General features: G+C 72.4%; 12 protein-coding genes. 7 read left to right on the top strand and 5 right to left on the bottom strand.

Annotation, left to right across the window (positions count from 1 at the left end):
• Nucleotides 1-21 precede the first annotated feature (21 nt).
• Nucleotides 22-2367, bottom strand: a complete 2346-nt coding sequence (locus tag ACZ4TO_RS02795) for a glycoside hydrolase family 65 protein (RefSeq protein WP_468023215.1) — start codon at nt 2365-2367, stop codon at nt 22-24.
• Nucleotides 2364-3101, bottom strand: a complete 738-nt coding sequence (locus ACZ4TO_RS02800; RefSeq protein ID WP_382779854.1) for an HAD family hydrolase — start codon at nt 3099-3101, stop codon at nt 2364-2366. The genes ACZ4TO_RS02795 and ACZ4TO_RS02800 overlap by 4 nt, the downstream gene beginning before the upstream one ends.
• Before the next feature lie 129 nt (nt 3102-3230).
• On the opposite strand from ACZ4TO_RS02800, the gene ACZ4TO_RS02805 reads away from it, so the two are divergent.
• Nucleotides 3231-3926, top strand: coding sequence for a nucleoside/nucleotide kinase family protein (locus ACZ4TO_RS02805; protein WP_468023216.1), 696 nt, complete (start codon nt 3231-3233; stop codon nt 3924-3926).
• Here the strand turns inward: ACZ4TO_RS02805 and ACZ4TO_RS02810 are convergent.
• Both ACZ4TO_RS02810 and ACZ4TO_RS02815 read right to left on the bottom strand, forming a co-directional pair.
• Nucleotides 3920-5752, bottom strand: a complete 1833-nt coding sequence (locus tag ACZ4TO_RS02810; protein ID WP_468023217.1) for a hypothetical protein — start codon at nt 5750-5752, stop codon at nt 3920-3922. The genes ACZ4TO_RS02805 and ACZ4TO_RS02810 overlap by 7 nt on opposite strands.
• Nucleotides 5753-6020: 268 nt before the next feature.
• On the bottom strand, nt 6021-6779 hold the full coding sequence (locus ACZ4TO_RS02815) for a peptidoglycan-binding protein (protein WP_382779845.1): 759 nt from the start codon (nt 6777-6779) through the stop codon (nt 6021-6023).
• A gap of 243 nt (nt 6780-7022) precedes the next feature.
• Between ACZ4TO_RS02815 and ACZ4TO_RS02820 the strand changes: the two genes are divergently transcribed.
• The 6 genes from ACZ4TO_RS02820 (at nt 7023) to ACZ4TO_RS02845 (ending at nt 13091) form a co-directional block, all read left to right on the top strand.
• Nucleotides 7023-7703, top strand: coding sequence for a DUF6445 family protein (locus tag ACZ4TO_RS02820; RefSeq protein WP_468023218.1), 681 nt, complete (start codon nt 7023-7025; stop codon nt 7701-7703).
• Nucleotides 7704-7925: 222 nt separating this feature from the next.
• Nucleotides 7926-8285 carry a luciferase domain-containing protein gene (locus ACZ4TO_RS02825; RefSeq protein ID WP_382779839.1) on the top strand — a complete coding sequence of 120 codons (360 nt, stop codon included), beginning with the start codon at nt 7926-7928 and terminating at the stop codon, nt 8283-8285.
• A gap of 406 nt (nt 8286-8691) precedes the next feature.
• Complete coding sequence (locus ACZ4TO_RS02830) at nt 8692-9420, top strand: TetR family transcriptional regulator (RefSeq protein ID WP_468023772.1); 729 nt, start codon at nt 8692-8694, stop codon at nt 9418-9420.
• A 194-nt stretch (nt 9421-9614) separates the two neighbouring features.
• Entirely contained in the window at nt 9615-10001 is a 387-nt protein-coding gene (locus ACZ4TO_RS02835; protein ID WP_382780828.1) for a Zn-ribbon domain-containing OB-fold protein, read from the top strand.
• Between the two features lie 138 nt (nt 10002-10139).
• A complete protein-coding gene (locus tag ACZ4TO_RS02840) occupies nt 10140-11303 on the top strand; it encodes a 4-hydroxybenzoate 3-monooxygenase (protein WP_468023773.1) in 1164 nt (387 codons plus the stop codon).
• A 78-nt stretch (nt 11304-11381) separates the two neighbouring features.
• Nucleotides 11382-13091 carry a methyltransferase gene (locus ACZ4TO_RS02845; protein ID WP_468023219.1) on the top strand — a complete coding sequence of 570 codons (1710 nt, stop codon included), beginning with the start codon at nt 11382-11384 and terminating at the stop codon, nt 13089-13091.
• 87 nt (nt 13092-13178) lie between these two features.
• On the opposite strand, the gene ACZ4TO_RS02850 is transcribed toward ACZ4TO_RS02845, so the two are convergent.
• Nucleotides 13179-13985: a pectate lyase gene (locus tag ACZ4TO_RS02850; protein ID WP_382779831.1), complete on the bottom strand. Its 807-nt coding sequence runs from the start codon at nt 13983-13985 to the stop codon at nt 13179-13181.
• Nucleotides 13986-14147 lie beyond the last annotated feature (162 nt).

Below are 14147 nucleotides of genomic sequence, written 5' to 3' on the forward strand. Positions count from 1 at the left end.
CCGAAGGCGCCGCGCCGCGTCTCACCCCCGGGAGTTCGGCCGCCGGTGCTGCGGCTGGTCGGGGGCGGGGCGCAGCCTCGGCGCCGGGATGGGCAGACTGCGCGGCTTGTCGGCGTCGACGGTGACGGTCTCGCGGTGGTGGCTGATCTCCAGCGGGCCGCCGGAGGCGAGCGTGTAGGTGGCGGTGTCGTGCCCGATCTCCACGCGCAGCCGGCTGCCGAGGACCTCCAGGGAGAAGGCGAGGCGGCTGAGGCGTTCGGGCAGCCGGGGCGCGAACTCCAGGGTGTCCCCGTGGTGGCGCAGCCCGCCGAAGCCGGCCACCAGGGCCGTCCAGGTCCCGGCGAGCGAGGCGATGTGCAGTCCGTCGCGGGTGTTGTGCTCCAGGTCCTGCAGGTCCATCAGCGCGGCCTCGACCAGGTAGTCGTAGGCGAGGCCGGGATGGCCGGTCTCGGCGGCCAGCACCGCCTGGCAGCAGGCCGACAGCGAGGAGTCGCGGACGGTGAGGGGTTCGTAGTAGGCGAAGTTGCGGGCCTTGTGCTCGTCGTCGAAGAAGGGGCTGCACTTGTAGAGGGCGAGCACCAGGTCGGCCTGTTTGACGACCTGCTTGCGGTAGATGTCGAAGTAGGGGAAGTGCAGCATCAGCGGGTACTGGTCGGGGCGGGTGGCGGCGAAGTCCCAGCGCTGGTAGCGGGTGAATCCGGCGTGCTGCTCGTGGACGCCCAGTTCGTGGTTGTACGGGATGTGCATGGCCTCGGCGGCGTCGCGCCAGGCCGCGCTCTCCTCGTCGTCGACGCCGAGCTCCGCCGCCCGCCCGGGGTGGCGCTCGACGGCGTCGGCGGCGGCCAGGAGGTTCGCTCGGGCCATCAGGTTGGTGTACGTGTTGTCGTCGGCGACGGCGCTGTACTCGTCGGGCCCGGTCACCCCGTCGATGTGGAATCTCCCCTGGTGGTCGTGGTGTCCCAGGGAGCGCCACAGCCGTGCCGTCTCGGTCAGCAGCTCGACGCCGGTGTCGCGTTCGAAGTGCGTGTCGCCCGTGGCGGCGGTGTAGCGGACGACGGCGTCGGCTATGTCGGCGTTCACGTGGAAGGCGGCGGTGCCGGCCGGCCAGTAGGCCGAGCCCTCCGACCCGGCTATGGTCCGCCACGGGAACGCGGCTCCGCGCAGCCCGAGCTGGACGGCCCGTTCGCGTGCGGCTTCGAGGGTGTTCTGGCGCCAGCGCAGCGCCTCGGCGACGGCGCCCGGCGAGGTGTAGGTGAGCAGCGGCAGGACGAAGGTCTCGGTGTCCCAGAAGGCGTGGCCGTCGTAGCCGGAGCCGGTGAGGCCCTTGGCGGGGATGGCGCGCTGTTCGGCCCGGGCGCCGGCCTGGAGCACGTGGAAGAGGGCGAACCGGACGGCCTGCTGGATCTCCTCGTCGCCGTCCACCTCGACGTCCGCGCGCGCCCAGAAGTCGTCGAGGTAGGCGCGCTGTTCGTCGACGAGCTGCCGCCAGCCGCTGTGCCGGGCGGCGGCGAGGGCCGCGTCGGCCTGGTCGCGCAGCGCGGGCAGGGAGCGGGTGCCGGACCAGCCGTAGGAGACGAGTTTCTCCAGGCGCAGGGTGCGGCCCGGCTCCAGTACGGAGGTGACCGTGAGGCGGGCGACGTCGTCGCTGCTCTCGCTGCTCAGGTCGGTCCCCTCCGGGCCCGTGACCGTGTGGTCCGCGGCCGCCGCGACCCGCAGGGCGCTGCGCCGGGTGCGGTGCACGAGCCGCAGCCGGCCTCCCGCCGCGAAGTGCTCCTCCGCCTCCAGCGGCGACTCCAGGGCGATCGCCGCCCGCGGGTCGCGGTCGCGGCCGGGCAGTTGTTCGTTGGCGACGAGTTCCGACTGGACGACCACCCTGATCCGGCTGTCGACGGCCTCCACCTCGTAGGCCACGGCCCCGATCGCCCGCTGGGTGAAGGAGACGAGCCGGGTGGAGCGCACCCGGACCGTGGAGCCGGCCGGTGAGGTCCACTCGCAGGTGCGGGTGAGCAGTCCGGTGCGCAGGTCGAGGACGCGCTCGTGGGAGCGCAGCCGTCCGTAGCGCAGGTCGAACGGCTCGTCGTCGACGAGCAGCCGGACGATCTTGCCGTTGGTGACGTTGATGACGGTCTGCCCGGACTCCGGATAGCCGTAGCCCGCTTCCGCGTAGGGCAGCGGGTGCGTCTCGTGGACGCCGCCCAGGTAGGTGCCGGGCAGGCCGTGGGGTTCGCCCTCGTCGAGGTTGCCGCGCCAGCCGATGTGGCCGTTGGCGAGGGCGAAGACGGACTCGCTCTGCGGCAGGAGTCCGAGGTGCAGCTCGCTCTCCCGCAGGGCCCAGGGCTCGACCCCGTACGAGGAATGCGTGATCACGGGCGCTCCCCCAGTTCGTCCAGATCCCGTACGACGATGTCGGCGCCGTGGGCGCGCAGGGCGTCGCCCTGGCCCACGCGGTCCACGCCGACGACGTATCCGAAGTGCCCCGAGCGGCCCGCGTCCATGCCGGCGAGCGCGTCCTCGAAGACGGCCGCCTCGGACGGCGTGACGCCGAGGTCCTTCGCCGCGGCCAGGAAGGTGTCGGGGCGCGGCTTGCCCGGCAGCCGCCGTTCGGCGGCGACGACGCCGTCGACGCGTACGTCGAAGAGGTCCTCGGCACCCACCGAGCGCAGGACGTCACGGCAGTTGGCGCTGGAGGAGACGACCGCGGTGCGCAGGCCGTGCGCCCGGACCGCCTCGATGTAGCGCAGGGTGCCCTCGTACGCCTCGACGCCGTCGGTGCGGATCATGTCGAGGAGCAACGCGTTCTTCCGGTTGCCGAGTCCGTGGACGGTGACCCGGTCCGGCGGGTCGTCGGGGGTTCCCTCGGGGAGCTGGATGCCGCGCGAGGCGAGGAAGGTCCGGACGCCGTCGGCGCGTGGCAGGCCGTCCACGTGGGCGGCGTAGTCGGCGTCGTCGAAGGGTCGGAATCCGTCGCCCTCGCGTTGCCGCAGGAAGTCGTCGAACGTCCGCTTCCAGGCTGCCGCGTGGACCACCGCGGTTCTGGTGATGACGCCGTCGAGGTCGAAGAGGCAGGCCAGGATCTGTTTCGGCAGGCCGAGCTCAGTCATACGAGGAGTGTGCCCCCGGGATCGGTCTCCACCGGGTGGCGAGCGCCACATCACCGCCCTGGCGCAGGAACCGTCGCCGATACTGGAGGGCATGGAGATCGCTGCCCCCGCGCCCGGGTCCGGGCCCGTATGACCGGGGCGAGTCCGCCGACCGGGGCGGGTCCGTCCTTCGACGAACTGGTGGAGCGGGCCGCCGCGCTCGTACGGCCCGGCCGGCGCGCCCTTCTCGGGATCGCGGGCGGTCCCGGGGCGGGCAAGACGACGCTCGCCGAGCGGCTGGTGGGACGGCTCGGCGAGGTCGCGCCCTTCCGCGTCGCCCACGTACCGATGGACGGGTTCCATCTCGCGGACGCCGAGCTGGACCGGCAGGGGCGCCGGGACCGCAAGGGGGCCCCGGACACGTTCGACCCGGCGGGGTACGCGGCGCTGCTGCGCAGGCTGCGCGAGGACGAGGAGGAGCTCGTCTACGCGCCCGGTTTCGAGCGGGTCCTCGAACAGCCCCTGGCGGGAGCCCTCGCGGTTCCCCGGGCAGCCCGTCTGATCGTCACCGAGGGGAACTACCTCCTGCTGCGCGAGGAGGCCTGGGCGCGGGCCCGTGCGCAGCTCGACGAGGTGTGGTTCTGCGAGCTCGACGAGGCGGACCGCGTCCGGCGGCTGGTCGCGCGCCACGAGGAGTTCGGGAAGGATCACGACTCGGCGGTGGCGTGGGTACTGGGGACGGACCAGCGCAACGCCGAGCTGGTCGCCGCGACCCGGGACCGCGCCGACCTCGTCGTCGGACCGGGGGTCGTCGGGACGGGCGCGGGCGGACCGGCGGGTCAGTGAAGCCGGATCCCGGCTTCGGGGTCCCCGTGCGCGTCGCCCCGTGGATCGCCGATCCAGGCGGTGAACTCCTCGGTGCGGAAGTCCAGTCGGGCCGGGGAGCCGGCGAACGTGGGGGTGTAGGGACCGCCGGGTCCGTAGCGGACGGCGAAGACGTGCAGGTCCTCCGGGCCGCCCGGGGCGGGGTCCGCTTCGAGGGCCGTGGAGGAGACGAGGTGGCGCCAGCCCTCGTCCGGATCGCCGTAGACGCGCGGGTCGGCGGCGAGCGCGAAGGCCGCCTGTTCCTGGGTGGTGTCCGAGCGTGCGTCGAAGTGGTCCGCGCCCCGCGAGCGGGGGTGCGTCAGCCGTAGCCCGCCGGCGGACCTCACCTGTGCCTCGGCGGTCCGGCGCACCCGCTCCCCGTCGTCCACGGCGTACGGCAGCCCGGCGAGCAGGTACGGGCTTCCGGGCAGGCGTTCCACCGCGACCGTCGTCCACAGCCGGGTGCCGTCGGTGACGTACAGGGACCGGACGTAGCGCAGGACGTGGTCGGGGCCGACGACGGGCTTGGTGACGAGTTTGGCGGTCAGCGGGCCGGCGCGCAGCTCACGGACGCGGACCTCGCCCACGGGACGGCAGTACAGGAAGCCTCCGGCGACGGGGCCGAAGCCGTGCTGACGGTTCACGGCGGCGGGCAGGCAGTACGTGCCGGCGGCCTCCACCAGGGCGGGCGTCATCCGGTCGTCGAAGGCCACCGAGACGGTCCCTGAGCGGAGTTGGTGCCGCAGCGGGCCCTTCGAGGGGAGGCGGTGCCAGGGTGTGCGGTCCTGGATCTGCCAGACCAGCATGAACGCGAAGTGGCCGTCGACGCCGCCGTCGGGTTGGGTCGCGTGCCGGCCCCAGCGGGTGTCGCCGCGGTAGCGGCCGAGGTCGGCGCCGACGCGGCGGCCGAAGTAGCGCAGACCGAGGACGGCCTCGAAACCGCAGTGTTGTTCGCTGTACCGGGGGCCTCCCACGTCGAACCCGCCGACGGTCAGCCGTGCGTCGATGTACCGGGCGAGCGCCTCGCCGTCCTCGGCGAACACGTCCTCGCCGCTGACGCGGTGGGCCTGCGCGAGGAAGGACAGGGAGATGGGACCGTAGTTGTTGTCGTACGCGCCGCGGTGCTCGGGCGGCAGCAGAGCGCCCCGGTCCCGTACGCGGTGGGCGCGGATCTCCTCCCGGTACAGCCGCATGGCCCGTGCGCGTACGGATTCGGCCTGGCCGGAGGGGAGTTGCCCGGCGAGCATCAGCCCGCCGACGACGCAGGCGATCGCCTGGTTGCCCGCCTCCTGCGGGTTGAAGAAGGTCACCTCGGTCAGCCGGCGCCAGTAGCCGTGGGCCAACCCGACCAGTTCGGCCCGCTGTTCGGTGTCGAGGATGCCGTCCGCCGCCTCCAGGACGTTGAGGGCCTGGAGCAGCGCCCACACCGTACTGGGCCAGTCGCCGAGCGGGTGCGCGCCCGCCTCCGGCACGTAACGGGCGTACGGTTCGCCCGAGTCGCGGCGGCGCAGGTTCGGATAGCCGGGATTGTCCTCGACGAACACGCGTTCGCGCAGGTGGAAGGCGAGGCCGCGGCGGACGGCCGCCGGTAGACGGGCGTCCTTGGAGCGCTGCCAGGCGAGCGCCAGCAGGGAGGTGATCCCCAGTGAGGTGTCCCCGATGTCCTCGCGGGCGGCGGGGTGTTCGAGGTTCCCCTCGGGGGTGATCCGGGCGAGGGCCTGTTCGGCCACGGCGGCGAGGACGGCGTCGTAGGCGGCCGGATCGTCGGGGAGGTCGTGCAACGCGCCCCGCTGGTAGGGAAGATGCACGGCGGATCAGCCCCTCACGCCGGAGGTCGCCCTGTCGCGGCCAGGATCGCGCGGGCACCCGGGTGGCCGGGTGAGCGCGAGCGGGAGCGGGGGTGTCGGCCGCGCGAACATCCCGGTGTCCGGGGGCAAAGCCCCGGTTCGGGAGCACCCCGGTGCCCGGGAGCGGAGGCCTCGGCTCGGAAACACCTCAGTGCCGGAGGGGGCGGGTGTGTGTGGGGGGGCCGGGGCGGGGGGAGCGAGCGTCACCGCGCAGGCCGCCCCGGCCGTCTCAGGGGGCGGCCGTCCTGGACTCCAGGTCGGCCCGGGTGTCGTTGCCGTAGACACCGGACTCGTCGCCGCGGATGCCGTACCAGAGCTGGAAGCGGGCGACGGCCGCCGTGAGCGCGGCGTCGTAGGTGCCGCTGGTGCTGCCGTGGTCGTACACGTCCGGGATGCGGAGGAGACGCTGCTGAAGGGCCGTCACCTCGGGGCCGCTGTCCCCCTGCCGGAGCGTGCCGGCGCCGTCCGGGTCGGCGGCACGGTCGGCCGGTGCCGTCGGGGAGTGTTCCCCTCCCGCCCCGGACGCGTCGCCCCGGTCGGTGCCCGGCACCAGGAGGGCGAGGGCGAAGCCGGTCAGACCGGCCGTCGCGACGGCGAGCGCGATGGCGGCGCGGCGCAGACCCGCACCGCGCGCCGGTCCGTGGGCGCCTCCGGGCCGCTTCTCGTGCGGGCGTCCGTCACCGGCGGATGGTCCCTCGGCCGGCCGGACCGCGAGGGCGGGCGGGGTGTCGGCGGTGTAGTCCTCGCCTCCCGGGACCGGGGGCAGCTCCTCGGTCTCGTCCTCCTCCAGGACGGGCAGCAGCCGCACGGGAGGCGGCGGCGCGGAAAGCGGCGCGAAGCCGTCGTCCGTGTCGTCGGTCATCCCCTCCTTCTCGCGCACCTGCCGGAGCAGCTCCGCCAGGGACTCGGAGCGGCGGCGACGCTCGATGTGCGTGGGTTCGATCACGGAGCGGCCGGTGGGCCCCCCGCGTTCGGGCCGTGTCGACACACTGCTCTCCTTCCGTGCACGCGGTCTCCCGCCGTCCCTGTGCAGTGATACGCGGGCGCGGGCCGGGACGTTCACCGGGCGCCGCACCTCGGGAGAGCACCGCGAACCGCGCCTCGGTGATCACCCCGAACCCCGCCACTTGGCCGAGTCATGAATCGAATTGGCCGATCCATGAACCGAGTTGGCGGAAGGTTGACCCGTTCCCTGGAGATCGCTGACGGAGCCGTCAATATGGTCGGCCGCATGCCCCCACAACCTCCGAGATCAGCGGCGTTGCCGGTCCTCCCCTATCGCAAGCCCACCCGTGACCGGGACTACTGGGTCTTCGACGACGTGCTGCCCGACCCGGACGCCGTACGGGCCCGGTGTGTCGGCCGGGACGACTGGGCCAAGGGTCACCCGTACACCTCGGAGAGCTGGCCGGGCCTGCGGACGATGCCCGGACTGGAGCCCGGCGAACTGGCCCGTGTGGAGCGGCTGGTGAAGAAGGCCACCGGCGCCCCGGAGCTGTGGCAGCAGTCGACCCCGTCCGGCGCCACGCTCAACCACAACTGCGTCCAGGTCGTCGGCAAGGACGAGGGCGAGCCCCGCCCCCACACGGACTCCCGCGCCCTGTGCCGTTACGCGGCGGTGCTCTATCTGAACCCGAACGTCCCCAAGGACTGCGGAACGGCCTTCTTCCGGCAGGCCCTGCCCGGCGGCCGGCTGGGCGGCAACGTCGTCGTCGCCCCGCACAACAATCTGGTCGAGGCCCTCGGCACGCGTTTCGTCCCGCCGGACTCCTTCGTCGAGGACGTCCGCGTCCCGCACCGCTACAACCGGCTGCTCCTCTACAACGCCAACCTGATGCACAGCGCCACCGGCTACTGCGGGACCACCATGGAGGACAAGCGGATGACCGCCGTCTTCTTCTGGATGGCGTGAGCCGGACCGGCCCGGCCGGTCCCCCGACAGCGAGTGCGGCCCCGGACCTGATGTCCGGGGCCGTTTCGCGTCGCGCCGAGGGGTGCCGACGGGGCGGGCCCGCGTGCCGATGGTTGAAGCGTCTTCGATTACCAGGCGAAAACCGGACATTCCTCGACGCTGGAGGGATTACATCCGCGCCAAGTTCTGGTGGCCGGGAGGTGTGCTCGTCATGATGGGCGCATGACCTTGGCCTCGAGAGCCATGACGCGGCTGGCGAGCTGGCCGGACCTCGCGGAGTCCCTGCCGAGTTGCGGCACGGGGCGCGCACTGTGCGCCGAGCAGTGCGAGATCGTCCACTTCCATTCCGAGCACGATGTCGACCTGCACCTCACCGACCGGGCCATCCGGCGCTTCGAGGACCATCTCAAGACCTCGACGGCCGTCCGCGTGGTGCCCGGCTCCCGCTGGGTGACCATCCATCTGGAGGTCGACTCGGACATCGACCTCCTGCTGACCCTGGTGAGCGTCGCCCTGCAGGCCCATCTCAACGGGCACCTGGCGGGCGACGACATATTCTCCGCGACCTGCAACGACCGCTGACCGGCACACCGACCCGTCGGGACCGGCGGGAACGCGTCGAGCCCCGGCACTCGTGCGGGAACGAGTGCCGAGGCTCTTCGCACCGCGTCATCCGGGGGCGATGACGCGGCGGGCCGTGGCTCGTCCTCATAGTCGATCACTGCTTTTGGGCTGTCAACTTGAGCCCGGGCCAACGGAGTTCACTCGTCAGCACATATCGGCCACATAGGGAACTCCAGGCTCCGGGGCGGACCGGAGGGCTCCGGGGCCGACCCGCCCGGCGCGCGCCGGGCGAAAGCGGTCAGGGAACTCAGTCCCCCTGAAAATGCACCGAGTGCCACCACCTCGGCTTCGATGCTAGTTTCCGACCATGAAAGAGGCACCGGGGCGCCGCGAACCCGCCGACGCGACCACCGTCAAACCGCCGATGCGGGACGCCCTGGTGGGAGCCGCGTTCCAGCTCTTCCTGGAACGCGGCTACGAGGAGACGACCATCGACGACATCGTGGCCCTCGCCGGAGTCGGACGGCGTTCGTTCTTCCGCTATTTCCCGTCCAAGGAGGACGTGGTCTTCCCCGACCACGAACGCTGCCTGGCCGACATGACGGCGTTCCTCGGCGAGGACGCCGGCACCCAGGACCCGGTGCAGCGCGTCTGCGACGCCGCCCGTCTGGTGCTGCGCATGTACGCGGAGAACCCGACGTTCTCCGTCCAGCGCTACCGGCTCACCAAGAAGGTGCCCGGCCTGCGCGCGTACGAACTGTCGGTCGTCTGGCGCTACGAGCGCGCCCTCGCGGAGTATCTGCGCGGACTCTCCGCCGGGGCCCGGGCGGACACCCTGCGCGCCGACGTCGTCGCCGCCGCCGTGGTCGCCGCGCACAACAACGCCCTGCGCTCCTGGCTGCGTTCGGACGGGACCGGGGACGCCGAGGTGGCGGTCGACAAGGCTCTCGGCTACGTGCAGCGCACGTTCGGCTCCGCCCCCGCCGAGGCGGCGCACGCGCAGGCGGCGCACGCGCAGGCGGCGCAGGCGGCGCAAGCAGAGGGGGCGGACGAGGAAGAGAGCGCGGACGACGTGGTGGTCGTCGTCTCGCGTCGCGGGGCGCCCATGTGGCGCGTGGTGCAGGAGATCGAATCGGCCTTCGCGCGGCACTGAACACGGGCCGGCCGCGGACGGTCTTTCTTTCATTTGAGGGTACGGAGTGCCTTGTCGAGTGGCACTCAGTGCCATAACCTGTGGTCGTGCACGGCGTTCCGCGCACATCAGATTCCGGCCGAGCGCAGGGAGATGACATCGTGTACCACCCAGGAATCGCCCTCCACCCGGGCATCGACGCGTCGACGGACGTGCTGGACGCGGGTTCCGGGGCTCGCCTCGGCACCGCTTCGCCCGAACGCGCCGGGGACGTCCTGCTCTTCCAGCGGTGCCACTGGTGCGCCACCGCCATGTACAACCGCCTTCTGTGCCCCGTGTGCGCGGGCAGCGACCTGCGTACGGAGGCGAGCGCGGGCACGGGTGTCGTGCGCCACTCCACGGTGATCCACCGCAACACCCCGGCCGCACGCAACGTCTCCCTCATCGAGATGGCCGAGGGCTTCACGGTCAGGGGCCGGGTCATGGGTTCGCCCGCCGCCATCCACAGCGGCGACCGGGTCCAGCTCTCCACCGCTCAGGACCCGGTGCGCCGCCAGCCGGTGTTCCAGCTCATCGAGGGCCCGTACAGCGCCTGGAGCTGAACACACGCGGAGATCTCTTTGTCGTTCGAGCCTGGCATTCAGGTGATTTCGGTACGACCGATGATGTGACGCTCCTTAGTATCTGATCCCGTGACAGACGGGAACAGTCAGCGGCGACCGGACGCGCGTACGACCGGCGTGGTCGTCCTCGGGGCGGGTCCGGCCGGACTCGTGCTCGGCAACATCCTGGTGGACCACGGAATCGACTGCGTCGTCCTGGAACGGGCCGAGCGCGCCCACGTACAGACACGGGCACGGGCCGGGTTCCTGGCCGCCGAAACCGTACGGATCCTGGACCGCCACGGTCTCGCCGAGGGGCTGCACCGGCGCGGACGGCCCCACGGCACCTGCGAGTTCCGTACCGCGGAGGGCCGGTTCCGTCTCGACTACGGCGATCTCGGACGGCGGGAACAGCACACCGTCTACCCCCAGCAGGAGCTGGTGACGGACCTGGTGGCACGGTTCCTGGAGCGCGGCGGGGACATCCGTTTCGGCACCGAGGCCGTGGCCGTGCGCGGCGCCGACGGCGAGCGGCCCGAGGTGGCCGTGCGCGAGGCCGACGGGCGGCCCGGACTGTGGCGGGCGCGGTACGTGGCCGGCTGCGACGGGCGGCACGGCGCGGCCCGGCGTTCCCTGCCGGCGGGCACGGTCCGCCACCACCGCGACCACGGCGTGACCTGGCTCGGCCTGCTCGCCGAGGCACCGCCCAGCCTGGACGCCGTCGGGTACGCGGTGCACGAGCGCGGGTTCGCCGGGCACATGGCCCGCACCAGCGAGGTCACCCGCTACTACCTGCAGTGCGAGCGCGGCACCCGGGCCGACGCCTGGTCCGAGGAACGGATCTGGGACGAGCTGGCGCTGCGCATGCGGGAGCGGGACCAAGGATCGCTGCGCCGCGGGCGCGTCGTGCAACGCTCCGTCGTCGGCCTGGAGTCCGACGTGCTCGAACCGCTGCGCCACGGCGCGCTGTTCCTCGTGGGCGACGCCGCCGCCCTGATCAGCCCGTCCGCCGCGAAGGGCGCCAATCTCGCGGTCCTCGGAGCGTCGGTCCTCGCCCACGCCCTGATCGACGACCTCACCACCGGGAACTCCGAGGGCCTCGACGCGTACTCGGCACGGTGTCTGACGCACATCTGGCGTGCGCAGGAGTTCTCGCACTGGATGATCGGGCTGCTGCACGGCCCGTCCGGCGCGGACGGCGAGTCGCTGTTCCACAACTCCCTGCGCCGCTCCCGCCTCGCCTCGCTGCGCACCTCGCGCAGCCACCAGGACTGGTTCGCCGAGCACTACGTCGGCGTCTAGCCGCCCAACCCCCCTCCGCTCGCCCCCTCGTACATCCGTACGCGTACATCCGAACCCCGGAATGAGGATCCCGCTCCAGTGATCACGGCATTGTCGGGCGAAACGTCCCGCCTGCGCGCGACGGTCGACTTCGTCAAGCAACAGGACACCGCCACACTGCTCCCGCTCCTGCTTCCCGGGCTCGACGGCCCGGAACTGCGCAGCATGGTGGAGCGCTGCGCCTTCTCGCACGCGGCACTGCTCGTCCTCCCGCCCGACGAGGCGGCGCTGCAGGCCACCCTCGCCGACTGCGGGCTCGTCACGGACACGCCGCCGCGGCCGAGCGTCGTCGTGCGCGAGCGTCTCGCCGTACGGCACAACCGGTCCGTGGCACAACTCGACGTCGGCGTCCTGCGCCCCGCGGTGGAGTGCCTGGACGGGGTCCGGCGCGTGGTCGAGGTGTTCACCCTGACCGTGCCGCCGGGGTCGGACCTCGAACCGCTCGCCGCGCACGAGCGGGAGCGGCAGCACGAGGCGCATGTCGCCTTCGAGGTCGCGGAACCGGACCCGTTGGTGCTGCGCGGCCTGTGCGCGGCCTTCGGACGGTACGGCGCCACCCCCGACGGCGGCGGCTACAACCCGCACGAGAACGGCACGGTGTTCTACTTCGGCGCACCCGCCGAGGCCAAGGCCGGGTACCGGCGCGTGGAGCTGTACGTCCCCGGCGACCACCGTGACGTCCTCGCCGCCCACCTCGAGGCGTGCCGCGAGCGGCAGCCCGCCGAGACACTGCTGCGCCTGTTGACCGGGGCGTGGACGACTCAGGCCCTGGCCGCCTTCGCACGGCTCGAGGCGGCGGACGCGATGGACGAGGAGCGGGCCGTCGGCGTGGCGGAACTGGCGCGGGACGTCGGTGCCTTCGAGCCGAACCTGGCCACGCTGCTGCGCTACCTCGCGATGCTCGGCGTGGTGCGCGAGGACCGCGACGGTTTCCGGCTCACGCGTACCGGCGCGCTGCTCCGCTCGGAGGCCGAAGGGTCGATGAGGCCGCTGGCGCTGATGTACGGGGGGCCGTTCTACGAGTCCTTCGCCGGGCTCGGGCACACCGTGCGCACCGGACAGGTCGCCTTCGAGCGGCTTTTCGGCGAGAACCACTTCGACCACTTCGCCCGTGATCCCGAACTCGCCGACCTCTTCGACCGGTCCATGGCCGCCGGTTCACGGATGTTCGACCCGCTGCCCGCCCACCCGGTCCTGCTGGCGGCGGACGACGGGGCCACCGTGGTCGACATCGCGGGCGGCAACGGGGAACTGCTCGGCCGAATCCTTTCCGCGCATCCTCGCCTGCGGGGGCTCCTGCTGGAACGCCCGCACACCGTCGAGGCCGCCCGCCGTCTCCTCGGCGCGGCCGGCCACGCGGCGCGGTGCACCTTCCGGGCGGGCGACTTCGCGGACGTGCCCGCGGGCGGCGACGTCTACGTCCTGTCGCGTGTCCTGCACGACTGGGACGACGACCGCTGCCGCGAGATCCTGCGCCACTGCGCCCGCGCGATGCACGACGACGCCGATCTGCTCGTCGTCGAACGGGTCCTGCCCGCCGACGGATCGCCCTCGCTGGCCACGGCCTGGGACCTGCACATGATGTGCAACGTCGGCGGCCGCGAACGGCGCGCCGACCACTACGCCCGGCTGTTCGCCGACGCGGGCCTCAGCCTCGTGGGCCGGACACCGCTGCCCCTGGACGGCAGCGTGCTGCACGTCCGCAGGACCGGACCGGCGGATTCGGCGTCCGGGCCCCTGGTGGGTTGATCCGCGGGGTCGCGGGCGCGGCTGAACGAACCGGCGTACGAGGCCGGTTCGTTCAGCCGTCAGCCGTGAGCCGTCGGCGGCCGACCGTCAGCCGTAGGTGATGTCGGACGTCGCGTACTTGCAGTAGGTGCCGTCGGGGCCGCTGCCGTTCGTGGTCGGCTCGGCGCCCGTGTTGTTGCCGATGTACTTCTGGCAGGGGACGATCTTCTTGCTGCTGTCCCCGAGGATCCTGATGGACTTGAGGGTCGCGCTGTCGCCGTAGTTGGTGTTGATGCCGACGAGCTTGCTCCCCTTGTAGGTCGCCTCGATGGTGTTGAGGTTGATGGTCCGCTTGTACTGCGTCTTGCAGTTGCCGCAGGACCGGACGAAGGTGCCGAAGGTCTGGACGGCGAAGTTCGACACGTTCAGCGTTCCGGCGCCGTTGAACTGGAACACCTTGTCACTGGCCTCCTTCGCGCCGCCGCCGCTGACGGTGTAGACGTTGGACGACGAGGAGCCGAGGAACGTCGCGGCGTCCTCGCCGACGTCCTCCCACCAGACGTTCTGCAGGGTGCAACTGCCCAGGCAGTGGATGCCGTCCGCCGCGGGCGAGCCGATGATGACGTTCTTCAGGACGGCTCCCGCGGCCAGTTCCAGGATCGGCCCCTGGTCCTCGTCCTGGCTGCCCGTGCCCAGGTCGCCGGTGCCGTAGAGGCGCTTCATCCCGTAGTCCTTGGTGCCGGAGACCGAGATGGTGGCGGAGACGGCCTGGCTGCCGGTCGCGGTGGGCCAGGTGGCGGCGCTCGCCGGGGTCAGGGCGCCGTCGGCCATCACCATGGCGGCCGAGAGGCCGAGTGCGGCGAGGGTGCCGGTGAGGGCGCGCCGCCTGGCGCGCGGACGTGCTGATGACGTCATGTCCCGATGCCTTCTTCCCGTGGGGTGGTGAAGTGCGGTGGTGGGGTGGGGTGGTGATGCAGGGTGGTGGGGTGGGGTTCCTGGGTGCGGCCGGCGGGGCGGGATGCCGCAGGACTCCCAGGGATGCAGGCCGGACTCCCGAGGACCGGCCGGACTCCCGAG

It is taken from the genome of Streptomyces sp. NPDC028298 (genome assembly GCF_055565895.1).